Below are 24,602 nucleotides of genomic sequence, written 5' to 3'. Positions count from 1 at the left end.
CTTGTGTCAGAGCACCTCCCGTTCATCGGGAAATACACTGACACGGACAACGCACTCCCACTGGTCAGTTCATGTCCAGGTGAACCACGGAAAGAGCCGAGGCGACCACATCGACGAGGTCGACATTGTCCGAGTCGGACGTCACCCAGTACTCCAAGGCAACGGTCAGGGCATCGATCAACATGCGGGAGAGCAGGAATGATTCGAGCCCATTCGGATCCAAGCCGGACCGCTCAGCGATGACGGGACGCAGTTCGTGGCTGAGGTCGGCGGCTGCGACCATCCATCGAGCCCGAATATCGGAAACGGAAGTCATCAGAACGAAAAGACTCCTGAGTGATGCGATCTCAGCGAATCTGTAGTGCCTGAACGTCCCGAGGAACGCCTCATGTACGGCGGTTGCCGCAGGTTCGGTGCGCGGCCTCGCAGCGAGATAGCTGACGAAGTCACGAATACCGGTTGTCATCACCGGCGTGAGCGTGTCACATTTTGCATCGCAGTGCCGGTAGAACGTGCGGACCGAAATCCCCGCCCGCCGGGCGATGTCCTCGACCGTTGTCTCGTCGAATCCTGCCTCGAGAAACAGGTGCGCCGCGCTGGCCGCGATGTCCATGCGCATCGATGTTCGTCGCCGATCGAGCAGCGACTCGCCGTTCTCCATCACATTCCCTCCCCCAATGTGTCTTGACACACATTAACACCGTGGCACAGGATGGCTACCTGTCACAGACTGGCATCTCGTCGATGGCCCCCATCCCATCTCACGAAAGTTCACAACATATGGCTCGTACCTACCTCCTGACCGGTTGCGCCTCCGGGATCGGCGCCGCAACCGCCGCATACCTGCGTGAATCAGGCGCTCACGTCATCGGCGCCGACCTTCGAGACGCCGACATCACCGCTGACCTCGCCACGATGGCAGGCCGACAGACGCTGGTGGACCAGGCGCGCGTCCTCAGCGGTGGACGCCTGGACGGCGTCATTGCCTGCGCCGGCGTGGCACTGTTCGACCCGCTCACCATCAAGGTGAACTACTTCGGCGCCGTCGCGACCCTCGAAGGGCTACTTCCACTGCTCGCAGACGGGACCGACCCCCGCGCCGTGGTGATCTCCTCGGTCGCGTCGCTGCACCCGACCGACTCCGCAATCGTCACAGCATCTCTGGCCGGCAACGAAACCGATGCGGTCCGGGCGACGCAGGAAGCCGTCGCTCGCGGCGACGGCGCCCAGGTCTACGCTTCGTCGAAATCTGCAATCGCGCGCTGGGTTCGCCGCACCGCGATCACTCCCGCCTGGGCGGGCGCCGGCATACCGCTCAACGCGATTGCGCCCGGCACTGTCGTCACTCCGTTGATCCGCCCGTTGCTGGATACCGACGAGGGACGCAAGGCGATCGACGACAGTGTTCCGATGCCGCTGTCCGGCCACGCCCAGCCCGAGCAGATCACGCCCCTGGTGTCGTGGCTCGTCTCCCCCGAGAACTCCCATGTGACCGGCCAGGTCGTATTCGTCGACGGCGGAGCCGACGCAGTCCTGCGCGGCGACGCCGTCTGGTAACAGCGAGAAAGAGACAATGATGCTACAACCCCGATCACGCTCGATTCGACGACGCACAACACTAGCTTTCACTGGTATTTGCATTGCTGCGCTTGCTATTACGAGCTGCTCTGGAGCCGAATCCGCACCGGAGGACAACTCGGCTGCGCCGGCCGATCTGCATACGACAGTCAGCGACGCCTTCGACTACACCTTCCCACTGTTCGAATTGTCCCGTCACCGCTGGAATGCACTCGATACGCCCGGAAGTACGACCAGCACGACCCTCAACAACTTCGTTCATTCGCGTGCACTCGCCGGTCCCGACGACACGTGGGCAAACGGGCCGAGCCAAGACGTACTGTATTCCACTACCTGGCTCGACCTCTCGGCCGGCCCAGTTCATCTGGACACGCCCGATACGGGTGATCGGTTCTACGTTCTCACCTTGATCGACTTCTATTCGAATACCTTCTTCTATGCTGGTGAGCGGACCACCGGTACGGAAGCGCAGAAGTACTTCGTGGTGGGACCGGATTGGGAGGGAGAGGCACCACCGGAGGCGACTCTCGTGAGGGCGCCCACCAACGACGTCTATGTCAATCTCCGTGTCCAGACCACCGGTCCGGCCGATCAGGCCGCCGCCAACGCTGTGCAGGACGGCTTCCGATTCTCCCCGGCTCGGCCCGAAACGGAACCGTCGTCCACGCGGGTCCAACCCATCGCCGGTGACCTGCGGAGTTACATCGATGTCGTCAATGAAACCATGGCGCTCAATCCACCCCCAGCTGACGAGAACGATCTGGTCGCCATGTTCCGTGAAGTCGGAGTGTGTGGATCGGACTGCAGTTGGGATTCGATGAGCGACGACGCAAGGGACGCCTGGACCACTCAATTCCCTGAACTCGGCGATCCCAGGCGGTACATCGAACGGGTAGAGAACGAGGGACAGGGTGTCGGATGGATCGACTACAGCCCCCCGGGAGTCCAGCTCGGTACTGCTGAGCAGAAAGACTATGACATGCGCGCCTACGCATTGTCCTCCGGCGGAGGAATGCTCGGCATGTCCCGCGAAGAAGCCAACTATTGGATGACCTTCACCGACGGCGACGGGAATGCCCTGGTAGGAACCGAAGACCATGTCCTTCGCCTCCCTCCGGGTGGGATCCCGTCGCAGGCATTCTGGTCGATCTCACTGTACGAAGTACGGGAAAACGGCCAGTACCCGTCGCCGAACCCGATCGACCGATACGTAGTCAGCAGCGATACAGACGGGCTGATCACCAACCGAGACGGCAGCATCGAGATATCCATCCAACCGCATGCACCGGCCGACCCGTCGAGCAACTGGCTACCGAGCCCCTCGGATGGCAAATCCTTCATTCTCTTCGCCCGCTCCTACAACCCGGGTCCGGAGGTCCTCGAGGGCACCTTCGTCATGCCCCCTGTCGAAGCCGCGTGATGAAGAAGAGGTGACCCCCGTGATCACAGAGACGGCCCCGCGTAGCAGAGCTTTCTCGCCTGGCGGAATCCTCCCTCGCGGACTTCTACGTGATCCAGAACACTCCGATAGCGGGCCGGCATGACAGGCCTGCCGTACTTCACCGGACACTGAGAGCGAGAACAAATGGGAAAGCTTGACGGCAAGGTTGCTTTGATCACCGGCGCAGGTCAGGGCATCGGTCAAGGCATCGCGCACGCACTGGCCAAGGAGGGCGTCGCGATCGTGGTCGCCGGTCGCACCGAATCGAAGCTCGCCACAACTGTCGAACAGATCGAAGCGTACGGCGGCAAGGCCGTGCCGGTGCCGTGCGATGTGAGCGACGCGGACGACGTTCGACGCGCAGTGGACCGGACGACGAGCCATTTCGGTGGTGTCGACATTCTCGTGAACAACGCGAACGACTGCCAGCCAGGTCCGTTGCTGTCGGTCGAGGACGACGACTTCCAGCGTGCATTCGACACCGGTCCGTTGGCGACGCTGCGCCTGATGCGAGCCTGCTACCCGTCCATGAAGGAGCGCGGTGGCGGGTCGATCATCAACCTCGTGTCGTCCGCGGCGGTTCGGTGGGATGCGAGCAACTACGGCGCCTACGCAGCGACCAAGGAAAGCATGCGTGCGCTCTCTCGTGCGGCCGCGTGCGAGTGGGGTGTCGATGGAATTCGGGTGAACAACATTGCGCCGCACGCGTTGTCGCCCGCTCTCGAATGGTGGATCGGCGAATACCCCGACGAGGCAGAAACGTTCAAGGCCGGCATTCCCCTACGCCGGATAGGCGACGCGCAGAGCGACATCGGTCGAGCCGTGGTGTTTCTGGTGAGTGATGATGCCGACTATCTCAGCGGTGCCACGATCCCACTCGATGGCGGCCAATCCCGCTGGGGCTGACAGACGCACACTCGATGGGAGTCCATGCACCGTGATCGGCACAGCACCCATTCCCTGGCCCTTCGCCGACACGGTCCCGGACCGCTGACCGGGATGTGGGCTCCCCATCGCCGACAGGACGATGAACTGTCGAACTACGCTGGAAAATCCGGCAGCACAACACTATTCAAAACCATTCGGAGGTAATCATGGGCAGACTCGACGGCAAGGTTGCGATCATCACGGGTGCCGCACAAGGCATGGGCGAGGCGACTGCTCGACTCTTCGTCAAGGAAGGGGCGCGAGTCGCCCTCGGTGACGTGCTGGAAGACAAAGGACGCGCGCTGGCCGATGAACTCGGTGATGCCGCGTTCTTTGCAGCCCTCGACGTGACCAGCGCAGATGCATGGGCGGCATTCATCGCCGAGACCGTCGGAAAATTCGACGGCATCGACATTCTCGTAAACAATGCGGGCGTCATGCACTGGTCGCCGATCGAGGACATCGACATCGCCGCGACCGAGCGGCTCCTCGACGTCAATGTCCTCGGAAACTTGCTGGGCGCCAAAACGGTTGTGCCCGAAATGAAGCGTGCGGGACGTGGGGTCATCGTGAACATCTCGTCAGTGGACGGTTTGCGCGGTGTCAACGGATTAGCCGCGTACACCGCCAGCAAGTGGGCGGTACGCGGGCTGACCAAGGCACTGGCATACGAGTTGGGGCCCTCGGGCATCCGGGTGTGCTCGGTGCACCCCGGCGGCGTCGACACCACCCTCGGCAATCCGACCGGACGCGTCGGCGACGAGCTGCAGAGCCAGTACGTCGGCGTGCCATTGCAGCGGATCGGCGAACCAGAGGACGTCGCGCACGTCACTCTGTTCGTTGCCAGCGACGAGGCATCATACATGTCGGGTGCCGAACTCGCCGTCGACGGCGGCTGGGCGGCAGGTACCTACTACCCCGGCCTGCCGGGAACGCCGCCGGCACTGATGCCGCAGTCAGCGATGTGAGACCACATCCGAGGACGTATCCTCCGCTGTTGTGATGTGACTCGTTCTCCCGGCAGCGCGGTCGAGGACATTCGATCCCGCTGCCGGGGACGGGCTCGTCGGCGAGGAGACCGGGCTCACGTCACCATCCACGACAGCACCGACGTAGTCTGCAACCACACCACCACCGAGTACACGACGAGCATCACGAGACTGATCGGCAGCAGCCTGCGTAGGAGCAGCCCGTCCCTACCCGCCAAGCCCTCCACCGACGACACCAGAGCGAGATTCTGCAGCGCGATCGGTGTACCGGCAGTACCGCCCGTCATGTTTCCGGCGACCAGGACCGTCGGATCGAGTCCGGCCTGCTGCGCTGCCGATACCTGCAGACTTCCGAACATCGCGTTCGACGCGGTGTTCGAACCGGTCACCACGACACCCAGCCACCCGAGGACGGGCGCGAGCAGGGCGAACGCAGCCCCCGCGCCCGCGAGGAACTGACCGATCGTCGCGGTCTGACCCGACAGGTTCATCACATAGGCCAACGCGACGACGGACGTCACTGTCGCGAACGACCACCGCAACTGCACCACCGCGGCAACGAAACAGCGCAGGGCGTCCCCTACCTCGACGCGCAGCAATACGATCGACAGCAAGGCCGCGACGAATACGATGGTGCCCGGCGCCGTCAGCAGATTCAGGGTGAACGTCTCGGCCGCGGGGACTCCGCCGTCCGCGGTCTCCACGTCGAGACCCGGCCAGGTGAACGAGAACGTCGCACCCGACAACATCGACGCGACCGGACCGATGCGGCTCACCAGAAACACGACGACGATCAACGCGTACGGTGCGAACGCTTCGACGATCCGGCGGGTACTGTCCGGCTCGTGCTGCGGCGCGGTGGATGCATCCCCCGCCGGGGGCGACCAGAAGCGCAGCACGATCAACAACGCCACCAGCCCGGCGGCGGCACCCGCGATGTTGCTCAACCCCACCACGAAGTAGGTCGCGCACAAGAACTGCGCGGCCGCAAAAGCGACGCCGACGGCCACCGCCGCCGGCCATGTCTGCCGCATCCCTCGGGCACCGCCGACGACGGCGACGAGCACCAGCGGCACGAATGCCGCCAAGACGCACACCTGGGTCGCGACTACGGGCCCGATCTCCTCGATCGGAATCTCCGACACCTTCGACATCGTGAGGATCGGCGTGCCCATGACACCGAGGGGCGTGCCCACGGCGTTCGCGATCAACGCCGCAGCAGCCGCGCGCACCGGATTCAACCCTGCCCCGATGAGCACCACAGTGGCGACGACGATCGGTGTCCCGAAGCCCGCAACGGCTTCGAGGAGCGCACCGAAGAGAAACGCGATGACGATCGTCAGGATGCGAGGGTCCGGGGAGACCCTCGCGAAGGCACGGGTCAGCACGTCGAAATGTCCCGACTCCACTGTCAGCCGGTATACGAACACCGCGCTCACGACAGTCCACATGATCGGGAACACGCCGAAAGCGGCGCCCTCGATGCCGGAGCTGACCGCGGACAACAACGGCATCCCGTAGACGGTCGCGGCGAGCACGATTGCCACCACCACCGCGACCACCGCAGCCAGATAGGACTTGACGCGGAACACCGCGAGCATCACCAGCATCGTCAACAGCGGGAGTACCGCAGCCAGGGCAGACCACGCGATCGACTCACCGATCGGCGCGATCGGCTGCACATACGTCACGAGATCACCCTTCGAGCACGGTCAAGGCGGACCTGATCGCACCGGCGGTACCGTCGAGCGCCATCCGGTCGGGCGACTGGGGCCGGGCACGAACCCCGAAGCCGTCGCCACTCGCGCGTGGAACGACATGAAGATGCACGTGGAACACTTCCTGCCCCGCGATCGCTCCGTCGGCGAGGAAGAGGTTCACCCCGCCGATCGGGAGTGAACTCGACCGCAGCGCCGTGGCGATGCGTTGCCCCGCGGCGAACACCGCGGCGCCGTCGTCCGGATCGAGCTGCGCCAGACCGGATGCGTGACGCTTGGGGATCACCAGTAGATGCCCCGGGGTGAAGGGACGGATGTCCATGAACGCGACGACGTCGGGTTCGTCGAGCACCACGCTGGCCGGCGCCACTCCCGCCACGATCGCACAGAATATACAGTCGTTCACAACGGTAAGGATCTCATTCGGGGTCTAGGCTTCGGCAGTCGGCCGTCGAGCAGCCCCCAGCACCTTCAGCAACTCTTCCTCCACGATGCCGCGATCACGCTGCGGATCGTCACTGTGTGCCAGGTACAGCATCGCCTCTTCGACGGCTGCGACAATCAGATGAGCGAGCACCGATTCGCGAATCGACGCGGCCTCGTCGTCGGGCCTGAACGACTCCAGCATCCCTTCGACGCTGCGCAACGTCGAGCCGCGGTGTCTTTCCCGCACGTCCGCCCATCCGAGGACCGCGGGTGCTTCGATCAACAACAGACGACGGGTCGGCTGATCGTAGACCGCATCGAGTGAGGCCAGCACCGCAAGCGTGAATGCCTCCCACGGGTCGTCGATCCGTTCTGCCGGGACGAGTGTTTCCTCGGCGTCCCGCTGAAGCCGCTCGATCACACCCTGGAACAGCTCACGCTTGTTCGCGAAATGGTGGTAGAGAGCTCCACGGGTCACCCCCGCCACGGACACGATCTCCTCGGTCGCAGCCTCCGCGTATCCGTCGCGAAGGAACACTTCGAGCGCGGCGTCGAGGAGCGCGGTGCGTGTGCGCACCGCGTCCCTCACCCGACCGTTGTTTTCCACCTTCTCCGACACCATGGCCTCCCCTGTTGTATGCAGCTACCCCCATCGAGCTCTCCCCTGGTAGCGCTTGCCGATGCCTACAGAATCGGAGCCGGCGAGTATGTCGCCGCTTCCGGGTAGCGCGTTACCAAATCTTCCACAGCGTCGACCACCCGCGCGACCTGCGCCTGCGCAGCGCCGACGAACACCGACCGGTCGGCCAATGCCTCGTCGAGTTCCGCACGATCGAGCGGCAACCGTTCGTCGGCCGCGAACCGGTCGAGCAGATCGGGCTCGCGCCCCTTCTCGCGCATCGCCAGTGCCACCGCGACCGCGTGCTCCTTGATGGCCTCATGCGCCGTTTCCCGTCCCACTCCCGCGCGCACGGCGGCCATGAGTACCTTGGTGGTCGCGAGGAACGGTAGGTACCGAACGAGTTCCTTCTCGATCACCGCTGGGTACGCGCCGAATTCGGTGAGCACAGTAAGGAACGTCTCCATCTGACCGTCGATCGCGAAGAACGCATCCGGCAGCGCGACACGGCGCACGACCGAACAGAACACGTCGCCTTCGTTCCACTGGGCACCGGCGAGCTCGGCAGCCATCGAGGCGTAGCCGCGCAGCACCACCTGCAGCCCGTTGACTCGTTCGCACGAGCGGGTGTTCATCTTGTGCGGCATGGCCGACGATCCGACCTGGCCCGGCTGGAACCCCTCGGTGACCAGCTCGTGTCCGGCCATGAGGCGGACGGTGTGTGCAAAGGACGACGGACCCGCACCGACCTGCACGAGCGCCGACAGCGCATCGTGGTCGAGCGAGCGCGGGTACACCTGGCCGACGCTGGTCAGCACGTGCGAGAAGCCGAGGTGCTCCGCGACCTTCGCTTCGAGCTGTTCGAGCTTGCCGGCATCGCCGTCGAACAGGTCGAGCATGTCCTGGGCGGTGCCCATCGGGCCCTTGACGCCGCGCAGCGGGTACCGGTCGATCAGTTCACGCACGCGTTGCAGCGAGATGAGGAGTTCATCGGCCGCCGACGCGAACCGCTTCCCCAGGGTGGTGGCCTGCGCCGCGACGTTGTGCGACCGTCCGGCCATCACCAGCGCCGAGTATTCGGCGGCGCGCTCGGCGAGTCGGGCTGCGACCGCAACACCGTGTGCGTGCACGTGCTCGAGCGATCGCAGGATCTGCAGCTGCTCGACGTTCTCTGTCAGGTCGCGGCTGGTCATGCCCTTGTGCACGTGCTCATGACCGGCGAGGGCGTTGAACTCTTCGATTCGGGCCTTCACATCGTGGCGGGTCACGCGTTCACGTGCGGCGATGGACTCGAGGTCGACCTGTTCGAGGACACGCTCGTAGTCGGCGACCGCCTCCGCCGGCACCTCGATCCCGAGTTCGGCCTGGGCACGCAGCACCGCGAGCCACAGTTGGCGCTCGAGCACGATCTTGTGCTCCGGCGACCACAACCGCCGCAATTCGGGGCTGGCATACCGGCTGGCGAGGACGTTCGGGATGTTGCTCACAGCGCATGAGTTTACGGATCCATTATGCGTGCTCACGCATCGGCTGGCGGTGCGACGGTGTTCACGACGTCGATCAAGATCACTCTCGCAAGCCCTCTCGGATCGGGATCGAGTGCACCGAGGCCGCCGAGGACCGCGCCGTCGACGACCGCGACGAGACGACGCAGCTGATGGTGGTGCGCCGTCCGACCACACCGATGAAGAAGTTCGGTGAGCAGGCCTTCGACCTGGTCACGGATCTGGAGTTGCACGTCGCGCAATTCCGGATGGCGCGCCGTCGCGATATATCGCTCGTACCGAGAGATGAGCAGTTCGCGATCGATACCGAGCGGACCGATGAGCAGATCGACGATCAGCTCCGCAGTGGACACATCCGTGCGATACGCCTGCGGAACCTGCCTCACCCACTCACCCATCTGCTCGAGTTCGCGCATTCCGTTGAAACGCACAGCACAGGCCACGAGGTCGTCGAGCGAATCGAAATAGTACGTCGTGGACGCCAGCGGTAAACCCGACCGTGTCGCGACGGACCGGTGCCGAACCGCCTCGATTCCGCCTTCGAGAATGAGATCGGCTGCGGCCTCGACCAGCGCCCGGCGGCGCCGCTCGCCCTTCGGAGTCGCAGCAGTCGACACCTAGTCATCGTGACAGCCCAGTTGCCCCTACCAGAGGCGAACGGGCCAGAGACCACCCGGTAGGATCGGGCAGCCGGCATGGGGGCTCGGCAATCGCGTCCCTGGTCGTATCGACACGATCGGAGCGAATTCAGATGAAGCGTCGTCGGTTCCTACAGGCATCAGCGCTGGGCGCAGCTGTGGCATCCGTGGGTGTGCCCGGGGTCCGGCTTCCGGTCGCGTCGGCGCTGCCCATCGGCATCGACGAATACCGTCGCCTCGTTCCCGAACTGTTCCTCCCTCCCCCCACACCTCCGGCGCATTCGGAGGTCATCGTGGTCGGTTCCGGATTCGGCGCGAGTGTCGCCGCACTGCGACTCGCGGAATCCGGCTCGCAGGTGACCGTGCTCGAACGCGGTATGCGCTGGCCACGCGACCCACAGCGGGAGATCTTCACCACCGATCTCCTCGCCGACGGTCGCGGCTACTACCACCGCACCTCGTTCACCGGCCCCACCGGAATTCCTGTCGTGTGCGACGACTTCGCCGGTGTACTCGACGTGACCGACTACCCGAACATGTCGGTGTGGCGAGGCGCCGCGGTCGGTGGCGGCTCGATCGTGTTCACGGGTGTGATGATCGCCCCCGAACAGCGCTTCTTCGAACAGGTATTCGGCGAGCGGTTGAGCTACGACGAGATGAGCTCGACGTGGTACCCGAAGGTGCGATCGATGTTGCGACTCGACCCGATGCCCGACGACATCTACTACACCGGTGAGTTCACACATTCGCGACGCTGGGACGAAGACGCCATCAAGGCCGGCTACACCCCGCATCGCATCGACGGGATCTGGAACTGGGATGTCCTGCGAGCCGAGTTCGCGGGGTCCGTGCGCCGCTCGGCGGTGGCAGGCGAGACCAACCTCGGCAACTCGAACGGCGCGAAGTTCGATCTGACGCAGAACTACATTCCCGCCGCGGAGGCAACCGGCCGCGCCCAGGTGTGCCACGCGCATCGGGTGTTGTCGATCGGCCAGGAGCCCGATGGTCGTTATGTGGTGGACGTGCAGGCCGTGGATCCCACCGGCGCCGTCCTGGGCACCTCGACACTGACGTGCGACAAGCTCGTACTCGGCGCCGGTACGGTCGGCACCACCGAACTGCTCGTCAAGGCACGTCACACAGGTTCACTGGCGAACCTCAACGAGCATGTCGGCCGTGGCTGGGGCACCAACGGCGACGCGGCGCTCGTGCGCTCGGTGGCAGTGACCGATGGTTTCGGTGGCGATCAGGGCGCGCCGGCCGCGTCACGAGTCGTCGACGAGTCCGGCCTGCCGCTGAGCCTCGAGAACTGGTTCGTGGCAGGCACCGCGAAAGACGTCGGCATGCTCGCTTCCCTCGGCATGACAATGGACCCGACCCGCGCCGACGTCGTGTACGACGCGAGTGCCGATCGCGCGGTCGTGAATTGGCCTGCGGGCGGCGAACGCGCGAGCATCGACGCACTCCGTGCTGTGCACAACAAGATGGCTGAGGCCGGCGGTACCGTGCCCGGCGCAGAGCCGATGGCCGCAGACGTCAACGCGTCGTTCACCGCGCACCCGCTCGGGGGTGTCGTGATGGGCGACGCGACGGATGGTTACGGCCGGGTGCACGGTCACCCCGGCCTCTATGTCATCGACGGCGCGCTGATACCCGGCAGTACCGGCACCGCCAACCCTGCACTGACCATCGCCGCACTCGCCGAACGCAACATCGCGCAGATCATCGCGCAGGGTAGCTAGACGCGCTCAGCGCGGGCGGGAGCCGATCAGAAAGCCGGTAGCCATCCGGCGAGCCGATCCAATGCCGCTGACACATCGGCGGTCGACCCCGCGAACGACAGGCGCACCGTCTCGTCTCCGTGAACGGTGTCGAAGTCGATGCCGGGTGCGAGCGCCAGGCCGGTGTCGTGCAACAGTCGCGCGCACCACGCGGTGGATGTCTCGTTTTCGAGTAGGTGCGAGATGTCGGCGTACACGTAGAACGCGCCGTCGGCCGGCGCCAGCTTCGAGATACCGAGATCCGGTAGGCCGGACAACAACAAGTCACGGCCCCCGGCGTAGCGGGCGACGTGCCCATCGAGTTCGGCCCGCGATTCGGCGCAGAATGCCTCGATCGCCGCGAACTGCGAAATCGACGGCGGACACACCGTCATGTTCGACGCCAGGCGTTGCAAGGCGGGTCGCAGCGATTCCGGCACGAGCATCCACCCGAGCCGCCAGCCCGTCATCGAGAAGTACTTCGACACCGACCCGACGACGACGGACTCCCTCGACGTCAGCCAGGACGTCGCCGTCGCCGGTGTTCCTGGGGTACCGAATTCGATGCCGTGGTAGATCTCGTCCGAGATCAGCAGCGCTCCGTGATCGTCGCACCAGCGGGCCAGTGCGGCGAGTTCGTCCGGTTCGATCATGGTGCCGGTCGGGTTGGCCGGACTCGCGACCACCAGCCCGGCAGGCGGGGTGTCGAGCGCCTCGAGCATGGCCACGGTGGGCTGATAACGGGTGTCGGGGCCGCACTCGAGTTCGACGACGTTGCAGCCGAGCGCGGCGAGCGTGTTGCGATAGGCCGGGTACCCGGGCCGCGCGACGACCACGGTGTCGCCCGGGTCGAATGCGGCGAGAAACAGCAGGGTGAAGGCACCCGACGACCCGGTGGTGACCACGACGTCGTCGGCAGCGACTTCGATCCGGTACCGGTCGCGGTGGTACCCGGCGATCGCTTCACGCAGCGGGAGGATCCCGAACGTCTCGGTGTAGCCCAGGAGTTCGGCGTCGATGGCGCGCCGGGCCGCGCGGAGTACCGGCGCGGGGGCCGGTGTCGACGGCTGCCCCGCAGCCAGGCTCAGCACGTCGCCGTGGGTGCGTTGCCGCTCGGCGGCAGCCTTCCACACGTCCATGACATGGAAGGTCTCGATACGGGAGCGTCGGGATTCAGTGCGCACGATCTAGACGGTAGTCGTCCTCCCCGGACGCTCGGAGTCGGACTGTCCGCGACCGAGTGCGGCGGTGCCGTCATCCACGCAGACAGCGGTAGGCACCACGGGCAGCAGCAGGTGCGAATCGAATCGTCCACCCGCGTGCACAATATGGAATCCCTGGTTGATCGTACGGTCGTGCCGGATGTCGGGGAGGGTGTCGAAATCGTGGCCGGTGATGACCAGCGCGAGTGTGGACCCGGCTTCGAAGAAGGTGCTGTGCGGCATGATTTCGATGTCGACGGGCACGATCTGCCCCGCGAGCAGCGGCCAGTACGCGGCGGGGTCGACCACCGGACGGTATGCAGTCGACGCCTCCGGATCGAGCGCTCGGTGCGAGACGCGGATCCATCCGTGCGCGACGACTCCCTCTTCGAAACCGTTGTGCCCCTCGAAGCGGACCTCGTCGCCCGACGGATCGATCTTCTTCAGCGCGACGAACAGGTCCATGTCCGAGGCGTCCTTGGCCTCCACCCACAATCGCAGGGCGGCGTGTCCGGTGATCTCGGTGTCGTCGTCGAACCTCGTCGTGAAGACCAGTTCGTCGCCGGCGACCGGGAACATCCGCACACTCGTCTCCTCGGCCGGCCGCTCCGAGTTCAGGCCGTCGCCGGCGTGATCGAGGTGGAGCGGGACGTAGCGCGTGTCCGGAATCGGCCACTGCGATGTATGACGTTCGGAGTAAGTACGCAGGTCGTGTCGGGTTTCGACGCGAACGCGCGGAATCTCGTCGAATCCGTTGTCCTCGTTCTTGAGGAAGCGGTCGAAGAAACGGCGTTGCATATCCAGCGAGTCGGACCCGTAGAACATCTGCCAGGTCTTCCTGCCGTGCGTGTACAGCCACTTGTCGCGCGAACCGAGCCGCGTGTAACCGGTGATCGAGCCGCGGGTGCGGGGCCCTTGATCGGACCAGGACGCTCCCACGAGAGCAGGCACGGTGACGTCCTCGACAGGGGGCGGACCTGCCACATGCCGGAACCTGTCCGGGAATCGCCGCATCAACCAGGGCGCGACTCTGCGTATGGATGCCGTCGCCGACCGGCACCCTCGGTGAATCGCGCGATACCAGAATTCGCTGTAGCGGGTCTCCGGGATGCCGCCGTGGCAGAGACTGTCGAGGAACGGATCGGTGACACCCTCCCACGGGACAATGGCGGCAAGGTGCGGTGGATGTTGCGCCGCGGTGTACCACTGCAACGTCGCCAGGTACGACGCCCCGGCCATGCCGACCTTTCCGGTGCTCCAGGGTTGTTCGCCGGCCCATTCGACGACGTCGGCGGCATCCGCGGCAGCCCGGCCGAGCAGCAACCGCGGGCGGCCGTCGCTGGCGAAGCAGCCGCGCAGATCAGCGACGACGACGGCGTATCCGCGGGGCACCCAGTATCCGGGATCGGGGGCTTCGAACGCCGTGTGGTCACTCAGTTCGAATTCTCCGACGAAGTTGCCGGACTCTGCCAGTTCGTCGAAGTTCACCGGGTAGTCGTCGGCATCGGCATCCTTGCCGTACGGGGTGACACAGACGAGCACGGGCCACCGCGCGCTGCCCTCCGGCCGGTATACGTTCGCCCGCAGGATGGTGCCGTCGCCGATGCGTATCGGAACGTCATGCTCGACGACGATGTCGCTCGGCAGCGCGTAGAACCTGACGCAGTGATGTTCGAGCGGGGTCGGATCCAGCGTCGATACACGCTTCCACGAACCCATGTGTCACCTCAGGCCCCTTCAGAAGATGCACCGAGTGTGAAACATACTTGCTGTACGCGCAAGTTCTCCCGCGGTCGCTCAGAGCGTGATGCGACCTTCGACAGCGGCGAGACCGATGTCCTTGCGGAAATGGCCGCCCGGAAGCTTGATTCCGTCCAACGTCGCGTATGCGTCTGCCCGTGCCGACTCGAGATCGTCGCCGACGCCGACGACGCTCAGCACGCGACCACCGGCAGACAGGAGCACACCGGTGTCGCCGCGCTTCGTACCGGCATGGAGGACCTTGTCAATGTCAGCTCCGCTGGTCGTGTCGCTGTCGGCTCCGCTGATCGTGTCGCCCGTGCGCGGGCTCGCGGGATAGTACTCCGCGGCCAGCACGACCGTTACGGCCGCGCCGTCGCGCCACTGCAGCGGAGGTAACTGCGCGAGCGTGCCGTTTGCGACCGCCCCCAGCACTTCGCCGAGCGGGGATTCGAGCAACGCGAGCACGGCCTGAGTCTCGGGATCACCGAAGCGGCAATTGAATTCGACGACCGCCGGGCCTTCCTTGCCGATGGCCAGACCCGCGTAGAGCAAGCCGGAGAATCCACAACCGCGACGCACGAGTTCGGCAGCGACGGGCCGGACGACGTCGTCGACAATCTGCGTGACGGCACCGGCGGGCAACCATGGAAGCGGCGTGTACGCGCCCATTCCGCCGGTGTTGGGGCCGACGTCGCCGTCGCCGACGCGTTTGTGATCCTGCGCGGGAAGCAGTGGCACCACCGTCTCGCCGTCGACCAGGCAGAACAGCGACACCTCGGGTCCGTCGAGGAACGACTCCAGCAAAACAGGGTGACCGTTCTCGATGATCTCCGCGGCGTGGTCACGCGCGGCATCTCGGTCGGTGGTCACCACAACTCCCTTGCCCGCGGCAAGGCCGTCGTCCTTGACCACCCAGGTCGGGCCGAATCGGTCGAGGGCCTCGTCGATGGTCGCGGGAGAGTCGACGACCTCACTGCGTGCGGTACGCACACCCGCAGCCGCCATGACGTCCTTCGCGAATGCCTTCGATCCCTCGATTCGAGCGGCGTCGGCGGACGGACCGAAGCACGGGATGCCCGCCTCACGCACCGCCTCGGCGACCCCGAGCACGAGCGGGACCTCCGGTCCGATCACGACGAGGTCGACCTGCTGGTCCTTCGCGAGCGCGACGACTTCGTCGGCGGACGAAGCGTCGACCGGATGCTGTTCGGCGATCCTCGCGATACCGGCGTTGCCCGGAGCAGCCAGAACGGCCGTCACACCCGGATCTCGGGACAGAGCCAGAGCGAGAGCATGTTCACGGGCACCGGAGCCGATTACGAGTACGCGCACGCCCGACAGACTACGGGACGGGACTCCACACGAGATCGGCACGGCCGCGGGTGCGAGCGACAGCGGACGCGTTGGGCAGATCCACCTCGCGAACCCAGTCGCGGGCCTGCGACCTCGCGCGTCCACCCACACGATGCCGGTGGACCAGGCGTGGGGTCAGCGTTCCGGTGGGCACGTCCAGATAGATCACGAGATCGAGCAGTGGACGAATCTCCTGCCACCCGCCGGTATCGAACAACAGGTAGTTCCCTTCGGTGACCACCACGCGGGCAGCCGGTTCGATGGCGTGCACCGCAGCCACGGGGTCGTCGAGTCTGCGCGAGAAGTCGGGGGCGTAGACAGTTTCGTCGCGGCGCAGTCGTAGGCGCTGGAGCAGCTCGCGGAATCCCGCCACGTCGAAGGTGTCGGGCGCCCCCTTGCGCCCACGTGCGCCGCGGAGGTCGAGCTGGGCGTTGGACAGGTGGAATCCGTCCATCGGCGCCAGACCAGTCTCGACCCCGGCGCGGGCGAGCGCTCCGACGAGCAATCCGGCCGCACGGCTCTTCCCTGATCCCGGTGGTCCGCACAACCCGACGACCGTCCGACGGTCCGTCGGCAACGGGGCCAGAACCTCGGTGACGAGCTCGGCGATCAGCGCGCGCTGCGTGCCGACGCGTGCGGATCCGGGCCCGTTCATGACGGTGAGGATACGGCCGGTAACGCCGGCCGGCTGGACACACTCCAGCGCTGCGCCTACCGTTAATCCGTAATTCCGAATTTTCGAACTTACGGAGCACTGATGTCGACGAAAGTCCTCGCCGCACTTGCCGCCGCGACCGCCCTGACGCTCACGGCGTGCACCGACTCGCCCTCCGGCGACACCACCGCAAGCACCGAAGCCACCGCGGCCACCGACTGCGCCCCGGCCCCCGCCGCCGACGTGACGAGCCCCGAAGGCTGGATCGGATACCTCGCCGAACACCCCGACTCCGTCGGTCTCGTCATCGACGACGGCAACGGGAACGTCGTCGCTCACGGCGCCGACGATCCACAACCACTCGCGTCCGCAGTCAAGATCGTCCACCTGGCCGCGTACTCGCAGGCCGTGGCGGACGGCAGCCTCGACCCCACCGAACAGATCCCCGTCGCAGAATGGGAACGCTGGTACCTTCCGGACACGGACGGCGGCGCGCACCCCGCCGCGCTGGAACGCCTCGGCGTCACCCCGGAAGGCACGGTGACCCTCGACGACCTGGTGTCGGCGATGATCCAGGAGAGCGACAACGCCGCACCCGACTACCTGCGTGATCGGCTCGGCGACGACGCGCTGACGGCAGCCGCCGAGCGAGGCGGCTGGGACGACTTCGAACCGCCCACCCTGCTCGGCAATACGCTCGAGTTCGTGGCACCCGAAGACACCGGCCCCGACCTGTGGGAGACCGCGCAGCGATACGCGAACGATCCCGGCTTCCGCGCCGAGATCCTCCCACTCCTGCAGGAGCCGGATGTGCTGCCCGACGACCCGTTCGGCGAAATGGACCGCACGCAACGAGAGGACAACACGGGAACTGCCGACCAGCTGACGGGCATCCATCGGGCGATCGCCGACGGGTCGTTCGGGGACGGAGCGGACATCGCTCGCGGTCATCTGGAGTGGCAGCCCGCACCTCCCGGCGCCGAGGGTCTGGGATTCAAGGGCGGAAGCCTGCCCGGGATACTCACGGAGGCGATGAGCCTGCGACTGGCCGACGGCACCGTCGCCACCGCGGTGATGCTGACATCGAACATGACGGAAGCCGACTACACGGCCGCGCTCGGAAGCTTCGCGCACCAAGGCGTCATGTTCGCGGCGATGACCGAACCCGAGATCCTCGATCGGATACGGTGCGCGGTGTGAACGACCGCCCGACCGGCAGCCACGAAGACCGCATCGCCGACCTCGAACGGCGTGTCCGACTCCTCGAGAACAGCGCCGCGCCCGAGGAGAGTCCGGCCACGGCATCAGCGGGGGCGGCAGGCAGCATCGGCTACCAAGGCACCGTGGCGTTGTCCGGCACCGTGTCGTGGACCATCGAATACGACGCTGCCGCCACCCTCGATCTCGATGGGTCCGCGATCGCAGCGGTCCTCGACGCGCTCGGCAGCCCCGCCCGGCTCGCGATCGTGCGGACCCTGCTGCGGGGGCCTGCAACTGCTGGGGAATTGCAGGAAGCGACCGAGCTGTCGTCCCCTGGCCGCCTCTATCACCACCTGAGGACACTTTCGGCTGCACATGTCGTCGAACAGCAGTCCCGCAACCGCTACCACATCCCACCTGCGAAGGTCGTCCCGTTGCTGGTCATCTCGCTCGCGGCCGCAGATGTCGCCGAGCAGCTGTGAGCGGCCTATTGTGCCCGTATGGCTTCAGTGTTCAGCATGATCATTTCGGGTGACCTTCCCGGCCGTTTCGTGTGGGAGGACGACGACGTCGTTTCCTTCCTCACCATCAATCCATTGACCGAAGGGCACGTCCTCGTCGTTCCGCGACAGGAAGTGGACCATTGGCAGGACATCGACGACGACCTCTGGGACAAGGTCAACCATGTCGCCCGGATCGTCGGTCGCGCGGTGTGTTCCGCGTACGAGGCGCCACGAGCCGGACTGGTGATCGCCGGTCTCGAGGTCCCCCACCTGCACCTGCACGTGTTCCCCGCGCACACCCTCGGGGACTTCGACTTCTCGCAGGCGGAGAAGGATCCGTCGGCCGAATCGCTCGATCGCGCCCGCGACCGCATCCGTGCGGCCCTGCGCGCGCAGGGGCACGGAGACCACGTCCCCGCCTGAGTTCCGTCGCGGTTCAGGCGCTCCAGGTCGCCGATGCAGTCGACAGCGACTCGTCGGCGGCCACGGGCACGGCTCCCGGGTCGTCGCCGAGGGGATTGTCCAGGAACGCGGCCAGCGCCACCCACGACGTGGCGGGCGCCGTTGTTCCCGCGAGAATGCCGAGGTGAGTACCCGGCACACGTACGCACCACACTCGAGGTGCCCCGGTGAGCACCGCAGTGACAGGCTCGACCGACGGAATCGGAGCCAGGACGTCGCCGGTGCCGCCGAACGCCAGCACCGGTACGTCGACGTCGGCCAGCGCGACGACGCGGCCGCCGAGTTCGAGCAGCCCGGTCGTCAGTTCGTTACCCACCGTCACCTGCACCGCGAGCTGACGAAACGCCCGACCCGCGTATCCCTCGATCTCGTTCTGGAACCGGTCGACGCGCTCCATGCGTGCGAGCTTCTCGGTGTCAGCGATATTGGCAGCAACGAACCACGGCCGCCGCACCTCACGCTCGAGCGCGGTGAGCCGATAGGCCATCCGCACCAACGGTGCGGGAATCCCGCCGAAGAGCTGGTCTGCCACGTCGAGCACGGGGTCCACGAGGAACTTGCCCGCCAGCCGCGGAAGCATCATAAGCGGGATCCTCCGGTAATCGATGGGGGTCCCGAACATGGTGATCGAGCGGACCGGAAGCTCCGGGTGCGCCGCCGAGGTCAACAGCGCCAGGCTTCCCGCGATGCTCCACGCAACGAGATCGACCTTGCGTCCGCCCGAGAGTTCCGCGACACGGTGAATCGCCTCGGGCAGCACGTCATCGACCCAGAATTCGAGCCCGAGATCGCGATCGTCGCCGGTGATCTCGCCGTACTCGATGAGAAAGACACTGCGGCCCAGACTCACGAGATGCGCCGCGAGACTCTGCCCCGGCATCAGGTCGAAGCAGGTCGGCGACGCGGCCAGCGGTGTCACGAGCAGGACGGGGTCGCCGGACCCCTCGGGACCGAAGCGGCGCAGTGTGCGATGCGGACCATCTCCCACCACCACCGACGGCGTCCGGTGCGGCTCGGCGACACCGTCCGCGACGAACAGTCCCCACGCGTTGCGTGCCGCGTTCGACACGAAATCCGTAATCCCCATCTTCGACCTGCTCCCCATACATCGACCGACACTGCACACTGCGGGACGATTTTAGAGCAGGTCCGGGCTGCTCACCCGGGACGCAGACGCGGCAGTATCACCCGGAATGTCGCGCCCTTCCCCGGGGCACTGTCGACCTCGACGGTGCCACCGTGCGCCGCGACCAACGCCGCGACGATGGACAGACCCAGCCCACTGCCCCCACCCGTGCCAGCGGAGCGGGAACGGGAACTGTCGGTGCGGTAGAACCGCTCGAACACGCGCTCCTGGTCGGTCTCCGACAATCCCTGCCCCGTATCGACGACTTCGAGCACGGCATCATCACCGACGGTGCCCACCCGCACGGTCACGTAAGCATCGTTCGCGGTGTGCGTCACCGCGTTGGTCACGAGATTTCCGAGCACCTGCCGCAACCGGACGTCGTCCCCGATCACTTCAGGTGTACCCGGACCGTCCACGACCTCGAGGTCGATGGTGCGGTCGGGCGCGACAACCCTCGCATCGTGCACCGCGTCTGCCGCGAGCACGAGTAGATCCACCGGCGCGCGCTCGAGCGGACGTTGCTCGTCGAGCCGTGCCAGCATCAGCAGGTCGTCGACGAGCAACCCCATGCGCTGCGACTCGCCTTCGATGCGATCCATCATCATGTCGGTGTCGTCGCTCGCGCCCTGCCTGTACAGTTCGGCGAACCCCCGGATCGTGGTGAGTGGCGTGCGGAGCTCGTGACCTGCGTCTGCGACGAACCGCCGCATCCGCTCTTCCGAACGTCGCGCCGACTCCTCCGACGCTTCGGTGGCCGTGAACGCCTCCTGAATTCGCGAGAGCATCGTGTTGAGTGCGACGGACAAGCCACCCACCTCGGTACTCGGATCCGATTCCGGGACACGTTGATTCAAGTCACCTGCGGCGATCGCGGCTGCAGTGCGCTCGACCTCCTGCAGCGGGCGCAGACTGCGTCGGACCGCAAAGTACCCGGCGGCGCCGAGCAGAATGAGCACGACCCCGCCGATGACGAACTGCAACAGGATGAGTCTGTCGACGATAGCGTCGGTCTCTGTCAACGCCTTCCCGACCGTGGAGACACTGCCGTCGGGGTTGTCGGTCGTCAGCACCCTCCACGGCTCACCGGATCCGTCGTCCGAATCCACCGTCCGGAGTCCGCGTTCGAGTGGTCGCGGCAGCTGAGGGGATCCGCTCTGATCGTTGATCAACAGGCGGACCTCACCGTCCCGGTCGGCGAGGCGAAAATAGTAGGGGCTCGGCGGGCGTCCGGATTCGAGGGACGCCGGCGGAGGAGGGCCGGCCCCGAGGAGTGGTCTTGCCCAGGTCTGCGCGGCATCGTGCAGCTCGCTATCGACACGGGCGATCATCGATGCCTCGAATGCCGAGGTGACGGCGAAGCCCGATGCCAGCAGGCCCACTCCCGCGAGGAGAACGAGGGCGGCGACCAGTTTCAGCCGCAGCGGGAGGACACGCAGCCGGGACCTCACGTCCGAGGCTCACGCATCACATAGCCGACACCGCGCAGTGTGTGGATCAGTGGAGTGTCGCCGGTGTCGACCTTGCGTCGTAGATACGACACATACGACTCGACGACACCCACCTCGCCCCCGAAGTCGTACTTCCACACGTGTTCCAGAATGCGGGGTTTACTCAGCACCGTGCCCGCGTTGACCATGAAGTAACGCAGCAGCGTGAACTCGGTGGGAGACAGTGACACCGGCTTCCCCCTCTTGAACACCTCGTGGGTGTCGTCGTCGAGTTCGATGTCGGCGAACGTGATCCGTGCCGATCTCTCCGACCCCGACATCGTGCCCGCGCGGCGCAGGATGGTGCGCAACCGCGCGATGAGCTCTTCGAGGCTGAAAGGCTTGGTCACGTAGTCGTCGGCACCGAGGGTCAGCCCGGATATCTTGTCCTCGACGGCATCCTTGGCGGTGAGGAACAGAACCGGTATGTCCATGCCGTCGGCGCGCAGGCGCCGCAGCATCCCGAATCCGTCCATGCCGGGCATCATGACGTCGAGGATCACCGCGTCGGGGCGGAAGCGGCGCGCTGTGTCGAGGCCTTCCGCACCGCTCGAGGCGGTCTCGACCTCGAAGCCCTGGAATTTCAAGCTCACCGACAGCAATTCGACGATGGTCGATTCGTCGTCGACGACGAGGATGCGGGCTTCGGGTGCGTCATTCACGTAGGTGATTGTGGCGCCCCTCGCTGGATCCTGTCTGGACGTTTGCTGTGAACTCCCTGCGAACCGAACTCCCTGCGAACCGAACTCCCTGCGAACCGAACTCCCAGAAGTGGGCCCGGTGACTTCGGCCACCGGATCCTTGCCGCCGTCGACCGAAGTTCCTAGCCTGGACCGATGGTGACCGCCTCTCGGTCTCCCGGACGAGCGCACCGTACCCGGCCAGCGACAAGACGGTGCAGGAGTTGTCATCGTGGCATGGTTCGTCCTCGTAGCATCCGGGATCCTCGAAGCGGTGTGGGCCACTGCATTGGGCAAATCGGCCGGGTTCACCCGACTCGCCCCCAGCATCGTCTTCGTGGTGGCACTGACATTGAGCATGGGCGGACTGGCCTACGCGATGCGCACCCTTCCCGTCGGCACGTCGTACGCGATCTGGGTCGGCATCGGTGCGGCACTGACCGTGGGCTATGCAATGGTCACCGGTACCGAAACCGCATCCGTCGTCAAAATTCTGTTGATCGGCGGGATCGTCGCATGCGTGGTGGGCCTGAAAGTCCTGCACTGATCGCGGGCCTGATTGGTGTGTGCCTCCGGTTACAGTGAACTCATGAACCTGGGGTCCGTGCTCTCGGCACCGCTTCGCGTCGGCCTGGCCACGGCCGATTCCGCGCTGCTCGTCGCCGAAACCGTCATCGGCACGATACGAATCGCGGTGCAACCGGCGACCTATTCGGTGCTGGGCGCGGTGAGGTCGACCGATACACGCGATTCGCTCGGGCTGCTGCAGCAGGTGTCGCGGCTGACGGCGGGCGATCGCGGTCTCGGGCAGGCGCTGCGTCCCGGCGGACCACTCGACCGCCTCCTCGCACCGGACGGTCCGGTGGATCGTCTCACTGCCCCCGGCGGCCCACTCGAACGACTCCTCGAACCGGGCGGCGCACTCGACCGGCTGACAGTCCCGGGCGGCCCGCTCGACCGGATCCTCGCCGACGATGGGGCGCTCGACCGGCTCCTTTCCGAGGGCGGCCTTCTCGACCGCATCACCGCACCGGACGGCCCGCTCGAACGACTGCTGGCGCAGGACGGAGCAGTCGAGCGCCTCACCGCACCCGGCGGTCTGGTCGATACTGCGCTCCGCCCCGGCGGGGTGATGGAACGCGCGCTCGCTGAAGGCGGCGTGCTCGACGTACTACTGTCCGAGCGCGGCACGCTCGAACGACTACTCGTCGAGGGTGGCCCGCTCGATCAGATCGTGTCGCTGTCCGAGACCCTCGCGAGCCTCACACCGGGCATAATCCGGATGAACGAGAGCATCGACACCCTGCAGGAAACCGTCGAGTTGCTCCGTGGTGCGGTGGGTCCGCTCGGTGACCTCGCGGGCAAACTCCCGGGCCGTTGGTTGCGCAGCAGTAAGGGCGAGATCCTCCCGCCTCCCTGACCAGGAACGATTCGACCGTTGTGCACGTCGTGTCACGGTTCCGCGTCATATATAGACAGAAGCAACCTTTTCGGAAGGACGCTTCTGTCTATATGTGCGGCAAACGCATCGAGGGACCACGACTGCGGAAACCCGTCCGAGGAGCCCGCCATGACGCGGTCGATGTCGTCACCCGGGTCGGTGTTCGCGTAGTACTCCGCCTCGTGTTCGTTGACGACGAGCGGGTCGGCCTGGAGGATTTCGGGCGCGACCGGAGCGGTGGGGCTGGGATTGAGCACGAACCTGCGCTGTCGAGCACGAGCCCATGACGCCGCAGCGTGCGTCACCGGGGGTGGGAGTTCGAGCTGAGTGAGGACGACAGCCGGATGCAGCTCATCGAGCGCTTCGGTGACGTACTCCGGTGGCTCGCGTCACGAACACCGTCAGGTCGAGATTCAGGGATCCGACGACGGCCACGACTCGGCGGTGTACCGGTATCAGTCGGCGGCACGGCCGGGTTGGAGCCCTGGGCACACCATGTGCACCACTTCGTCGGCCCAGGACTCGTCGACCCGTCCGTGTCGCAGGTATGCGCCGAGATACGACCCGACGAGTGTGGACACCGCGGTGTCGATGTCGAGGTCCGCACGGAGTGCACCGGCGTCGACGGCCGCGCGGAGAACGTCTGCCGCGACTTGACTGCGACTGTTGATGATGTCGCGGAACGATTCGGTGAGGTCCGGGTCCTGGTCGGTGAGGATCGCGCTGACGCTGCCCATACCGATGTCGCTCGACAAAGCCACCCGGATCAGTTCGACGGTCCATTTCACCCGGTCGTACACGCAGAGCCCGTCGGGTACGCGCGGCGCCGCGGACTGTGATTCGAGCGCTGCGTCCAGCAGTTCATCGCGGTTGGCGTACCGCCGGTAGATGGTGGTCTTCGCGACACCGGACAGTGCCGCGACGGATTCCACGGTGACCCGGTTCGGGCCGTGTGCACGCAGAATCGTGAGTACCGCACCCAGAATTCTCGAGTCCGTCCCGGCGCGCGACTTGCCGGGACGTCGCGGCGACATGGACGCAGGTTCCACGTCGGCATCGACAACCATGTCTGTCCTTCCTAGGGCGAGTGTTCCCCGCTGATGCATCGAGTCTGCGGAAAACCGCACCCCGAATCAAACACTACGA

The 24,602-nt window shown here is 65.8% G+C and carries 25 protein-coding genes and 1 riboswitch; of the genes, 10 read left to right on the top strand and 15 right to left on the bottom strand.

Going from position 1 to position 24,602, the window contains the following annotated elements:
* Positions 1–64: 64 nt before the first annotated feature.
* Positions 65–661 carry a TetR family transcriptional regulator gene (locus tag ACZI8W_RS03945; RefSeq protein WP_463367186.1) on the bottom strand — a complete coding sequence of 199 codons (597 nt, stop codon included), beginning with the start codon at positions 659–661 and terminating at the stop codon, positions 65–67.
* Between the two features lie 119 nt (positions 662–780).
* Between ACZI8W_RS03945 and ACZI8W_RS03940 the strand changes: the two genes are divergently transcribed.
* The 4 genes from ACZI8W_RS03940 to ACZI8W_RS03925 all read left to right on the top strand — a co-directional run bounded on the left by ACZI8W_RS03940 (position 781) and on the right by ACZI8W_RS03925 (position 4,914).
* Complete coding sequence (locus ACZI8W_RS03940; protein WP_463367185.1) at positions 781–1,557, top strand: SDR family oxidoreductase; 777 nt, start codon at positions 781–783, stop codon at positions 1,555–1,557.
* A 208-nt stretch (positions 1,558–1,765) separates the two neighbouring features.
* On the top strand, positions 1,766–2,998 hold the full coding sequence (locus ACZI8W_RS03935) for a DUF1254 domain-containing protein (protein WP_463367184.1): 1,233 nt from the start codon (positions 1,766–1,768) through the stop codon (positions 2,996–2,998).
* Positions 2,999–3,163: 165 nt separating this feature from the next.
* Positions 3,164–3,925 carry an SDR family NAD(P)-dependent oxidoreductase gene (locus tag ACZI8W_RS03930; protein WP_463367183.1) on the top strand — a complete coding sequence of 254 codons (762 nt, stop codon included), beginning with the start codon at positions 3,164–3,166 and terminating at the stop codon, positions 3,923–3,925.
* 188 nt (positions 3,926–4,113) lie between these two features.
* The gene (locus ACZI8W_RS03925; protein ID WP_463367182.1) at positions 4,114–4,914 is read left to right on the top strand and encodes an SDR family NAD(P)-dependent oxidoreductase; all 801 of its coding nucleotides are present in this window, start codon (positions 4,114–4,116) and stop codon (positions 4,912–4,914) included.
* A 116-nt stretch (positions 4,915–5,030) separates the two neighbouring features.
* Here ACZI8W_RS03925 and ACZI8W_RS03920 read toward each other — a convergent pair whose 3' ends face one another.
* The 5 genes from ACZI8W_RS03920 to ACZI8W_RS03900 all read right to left on the bottom strand — a co-directional run bounded on the left by ACZI8W_RS03920 (position 5,031) and on the right by ACZI8W_RS03900 (position 9,820).
* Positions 5,031–6,626, bottom strand: coding sequence for an L-lactate permease (locus ACZI8W_RS03920; RefSeq protein WP_463367181.1), 1,596 nt, complete (start codon positions 6,624–6,626; stop codon positions 5,031–5,033).
* A 4-nt stretch (positions 6,627–6,630) separates the two neighbouring features.
* Positions 6,631–7,059 (bottom strand): HIT family protein, encoded by a 429-nt coding sequence (locus tag ACZI8W_RS03915; protein WP_463367180.1) that lies wholly within the window; start codon positions 7,057–7,059, stop codon positions 6,631–6,633.
* A gap of 24 nt (positions 7,060–7,083) precedes the next feature.
* The gene (locus ACZI8W_RS03910; RefSeq protein WP_463367179.1) at positions 7,084–7,701 is read right to left on the bottom strand and encodes a TetR/AcrR family transcriptional regulator; all 618 of its coding nucleotides are present in this window, start codon (positions 7,699–7,701) and stop codon (positions 7,084–7,086) included.
* A gap of 62 nt (positions 7,702–7,763) precedes the next feature.
* Entirely contained in the window at positions 7,764–9,185 is a 1,422-nt protein-coding gene (gene purB / locus ACZI8W_RS03905; RefSeq protein WP_463367178.1) for an adenylosuccinate lyase, read from the bottom strand.
* Between the two features lie 32 nt (positions 9,186–9,217).
* Positions 9,218–9,820 (bottom strand): TetR/AcrR family transcriptional regulator, encoded by a 603-nt coding sequence (locus tag ACZI8W_RS03900; protein ID WP_463367177.1) that lies wholly within the window; start codon positions 9,818–9,820, stop codon positions 9,218–9,220.
* 134 nt (positions 9,821–9,954) lie between these two features.
* On the opposite strand from ACZI8W_RS03900, the gene ACZI8W_RS03895 reads away from it, so the two are divergent.
* Positions 9,955–11,583, top strand: a complete 1,629-nt coding sequence (locus tag ACZI8W_RS03895) for a GMC oxidoreductase (protein WP_463367176.1) — start codon at positions 9,955–9,957, stop codon at positions 11,581–11,583.
* 26 nt (positions 11,584–11,609) lie between these two features.
* On the opposite strand, the gene ACZI8W_RS03890 is transcribed toward ACZI8W_RS03895, so the two are convergent.
* From ACZI8W_RS03890 to ACZI8W_RS03875, 4 genes are all read right to left on the bottom strand, one after another.
* Positions 11,610–12,785, bottom strand: a complete 1,176-nt coding sequence (locus ACZI8W_RS03890; RefSeq protein WP_463367175.1) for a pyridoxal phosphate-dependent aminotransferase — start codon at positions 12,783–12,785, stop codon at positions 11,610–11,612.
* A gap of 3 nt (positions 12,786–12,788) precedes the next feature.
* On the bottom strand, positions 12,789–14,522 hold the full coding sequence (locus tag ACZI8W_RS03885) for a CocE/NonD family hydrolase (RefSeq protein ID WP_463367174.1): 1,734 nt from the start codon (positions 14,520–14,522) through the stop codon (positions 12,789–12,791).
* A gap of 78 nt (positions 14,523–14,600) precedes the next feature.
* Positions 14,601–15,878 (bottom strand): phosphoribosylamine--glycine ligase, encoded by a 1,278-nt coding sequence (purD, locus tag ACZI8W_RS03880; RefSeq protein WP_463367173.1) that lies wholly within the window; start codon positions 15,876–15,878, stop codon positions 14,601–14,603.
* 10 nt (positions 15,879–15,888) lie between these two features.
* Positions 15,889–16,554 carry a nucleoside/nucleotide kinase family protein gene (locus tag ACZI8W_RS03875; RefSeq protein WP_463367172.1) on the bottom strand — a complete coding sequence of 222 codons (666 nt, stop codon included), beginning with the start codon at positions 16,552–16,554 and terminating at the stop codon, positions 15,889–15,891.
* 102 nt (positions 16,555–16,656) lie between these two features.
* On the opposite strand from ACZI8W_RS03875, the gene ACZI8W_RS03870 reads away from it, so the two are divergent.
* The 3 genes from ACZI8W_RS03870 to ACZI8W_RS03860 are packed head-to-tail and all read left to right on the top strand — an operon-like array spanning position 16,657 to position 18,680.
* The gene (locus ACZI8W_RS03870; RefSeq protein ID WP_463367171.1) at positions 16,657–17,754 is read left to right on the top strand and encodes a serine hydrolase; all 1,098 of its coding nucleotides are present in this window, start codon (positions 16,657–16,659) and stop codon (positions 17,752–17,754) included.
* The gene (locus tag ACZI8W_RS03865) at positions 17,751–18,236 is read left to right on the top strand and encodes an ArsR/SmtB family transcription factor (protein ID WP_463367170.1); all 486 of its coding nucleotides are present in this window, start codon (positions 17,751–17,753) and stop codon (positions 18,234–18,236) included. The genes ACZI8W_RS03870 and ACZI8W_RS03865 overlap by 4 nt, the downstream gene beginning before the upstream one ends.
* 18 nt (positions 18,237–18,254) lie before the next feature.
* Complete coding sequence (locus ACZI8W_RS03860; RefSeq protein ID WP_463367169.1) at positions 18,255–18,680, top strand: HIT family protein; 426 nt, start codon at positions 18,255–18,257, stop codon at positions 18,678–18,680.
* Positions 18,681–18,693: 13 nt separating this feature from the next.
* Here the strand turns inward: ACZI8W_RS03860 and ACZI8W_RS03855 are convergent, their stop codons facing one another.
* The 3 genes from ACZI8W_RS03855 to ACZI8W_RS03845 form a co-directional block, all read right to left on the bottom strand.
* Entirely contained in the window at positions 18,694–19,806 is a 1,113-nt protein-coding gene (locus ACZI8W_RS03855; protein WP_463367168.1) for an alpha/beta hydrolase, read from the bottom strand.
* Between the two features lie 71 nt (positions 19,807–19,877).
* Positions 19,878–21,296: a sensor histidine kinase gene (locus ACZI8W_RS03850; RefSeq protein WP_463367167.1), complete on the bottom strand. Its 1,419-nt coding sequence runs from the start codon at positions 21,294–21,296 to the stop codon at positions 19,878–19,880.
* Positions 21,293–21,997, bottom strand: coding sequence for a response regulator transcription factor (locus tag ACZI8W_RS03845; RefSeq protein ID WP_463367166.1), 705 nt, complete (start codon positions 21,995–21,997; stop codon positions 21,293–21,295). Before ACZI8W_RS03845 ends, ACZI8W_RS03850 begins: the two co-directional genes overlap by 4 nt.
* A 174-nt stretch (positions 21,998–22,171) precedes the next feature.
* A riboswitch (guanidine-III (ykkC-III) riboswitch) is annotated at positions 22,172–22,237 on the top strand.
* Between the two features lie 10 nt (positions 22,238–22,247).
* Here ACZI8W_RS03845 and ACZI8W_RS03840 point away from each other — a divergent pair.
* Positions 22,248–22,562, top strand: a complete 315-nt coding sequence (locus ACZI8W_RS03840) for a DMT family transporter (RefSeq protein WP_463367165.1) — start codon at positions 22,248–22,250, stop codon at positions 22,560–22,562.
* A gap of 42 nt (positions 22,563–22,604) precedes the next feature.
* Complete coding sequence (locus ACZI8W_RS03835; RefSeq protein ID WP_463367164.1) at positions 22,605–23,435, top strand: ABC transporter; 831 nt, start codon at positions 22,605–22,607, stop codon at positions 23,433–23,435.
* Positions 23,436–23,467: 32 nt separating this feature from the next.
* Here ACZI8W_RS03835 and ACZI8W_RS03830 read toward each other — a convergent pair whose 3' ends face one another.
* Positions 23,468–23,713 (bottom strand): hypothetical protein, encoded by a 246-nt coding sequence (locus ACZI8W_RS03830; protein WP_463367163.1) that lies wholly within the window; start codon positions 23,711–23,713, stop codon positions 23,468–23,470.
* Between the two features lie 198 nt (positions 23,714–23,911).
* Positions 23,912–24,523: a TetR/AcrR family transcriptional regulator gene (locus ACZI8W_RS03825; RefSeq protein WP_463367162.1), complete on the bottom strand. Its 612-nt coding sequence runs from the start codon at positions 24,521–24,523 to the stop codon at positions 23,912–23,914.
* Positions 24,524–24,602 lie beyond the last annotated feature (79 nt).

Source organism: Rhodococcus ruitaii, from assembly GCF_055230935.1.
The sequence above is the reverse complement of the archived record's forward strand: the minus strand, read 5'-3'. Positions and strand labels throughout refer to the sequence as shown.

Excerpts from the sequence above, each read along its gene's own strand:
- ACZI8W_RS03945 (WP_463367186.1), bottom strand. The coding sequence starts at position 661 with ATGGAGAACGGCGAGTCGCTGCTCGATCGGCGACGAACATCGATGCGC.
- ACZI8W_RS03940 (WP_463367185.1), top strand. The coding sequence starts at position 781 with ATGGCTCGTACCTACCTCCTGACCGGTTGCGCCTCCGGGATCGGCGCC.
- ACZI8W_RS03930 (WP_463367183.1), top strand. The coding sequence starts at position 3,164 with ATGGGAAAGCTTGACGGCAAGGTTGCTTTGATCACCGGCGCAGGTCAG.
- ACZI8W_RS03925 (WP_463367182.1), top strand. The coding sequence starts at position 4,114 with ATGGGCAGACTCGACGGCAAGGTTGCGATCATCACGGGTGCCGCACAA.
- ACZI8W_RS03910 (WP_463367179.1), bottom strand. The coding sequence starts at position 7,701 with ATGGTGTCGGAGAAGGTGGAAAACAACGGTCGGGTGAGGGACGCGGTG.
- ACZI8W_RS03895 (WP_463367176.1), top strand. The coding sequence starts at position 9,955 with ATGAAGCGTCGTCGGTTCCTACAGGCATCAGCGCTGGGCGCAGCTGTG.
- ACZI8W_RS03885 (WP_463367174.1), bottom strand. The coding sequence starts at position 14,522 with ATGGGTTCGTGGAAGCGTGTATCGACGCTGGATCCGACCCCGCTCGAA.
- ACZI8W_RS03875 (WP_463367172.1), bottom strand. The coding sequence starts at position 16,554 with ATGAACGGGCCCGGATCCGCACGCGTCGGCACGCAGCGCGCGCTGATC.
- ACZI8W_RS03870 (WP_463367171.1), top strand. The coding sequence starts at position 16,657 with ATGTCGACGAAAGTCCTCGCCGCACTTGCCGCCGCGACCGCCCTGACG.
- ACZI8W_RS03860 (WP_463367169.1), top strand. The coding sequence starts at position 18,255 with ATGGCTTCAGTGTTCAGCATGATCATTTCGGGTGACCTTCCCGGCCGT.
- ACZI8W_RS03855 (WP_463367168.1), bottom strand. The coding sequence starts at position 19,806 with ATGGGGATTACGGATTTCGTGTCGAACGCGGCACGCAACGCGTGGGGA.
- ACZI8W_RS03835 (WP_463367164.1), top strand. The coding sequence starts at position 22,605 with ATGAACCTGGGGTCCGTGCTCTCGGCACCGCTTCGCGTCGGCCTGGCC.
- ACZI8W_RS03825 (WP_463367162.1), bottom strand. The coding sequence starts at position 24,523 with ATGGTTGTCGATGCCGACGTGGAACCTGCGTCCATGTCGCCGCGACGT.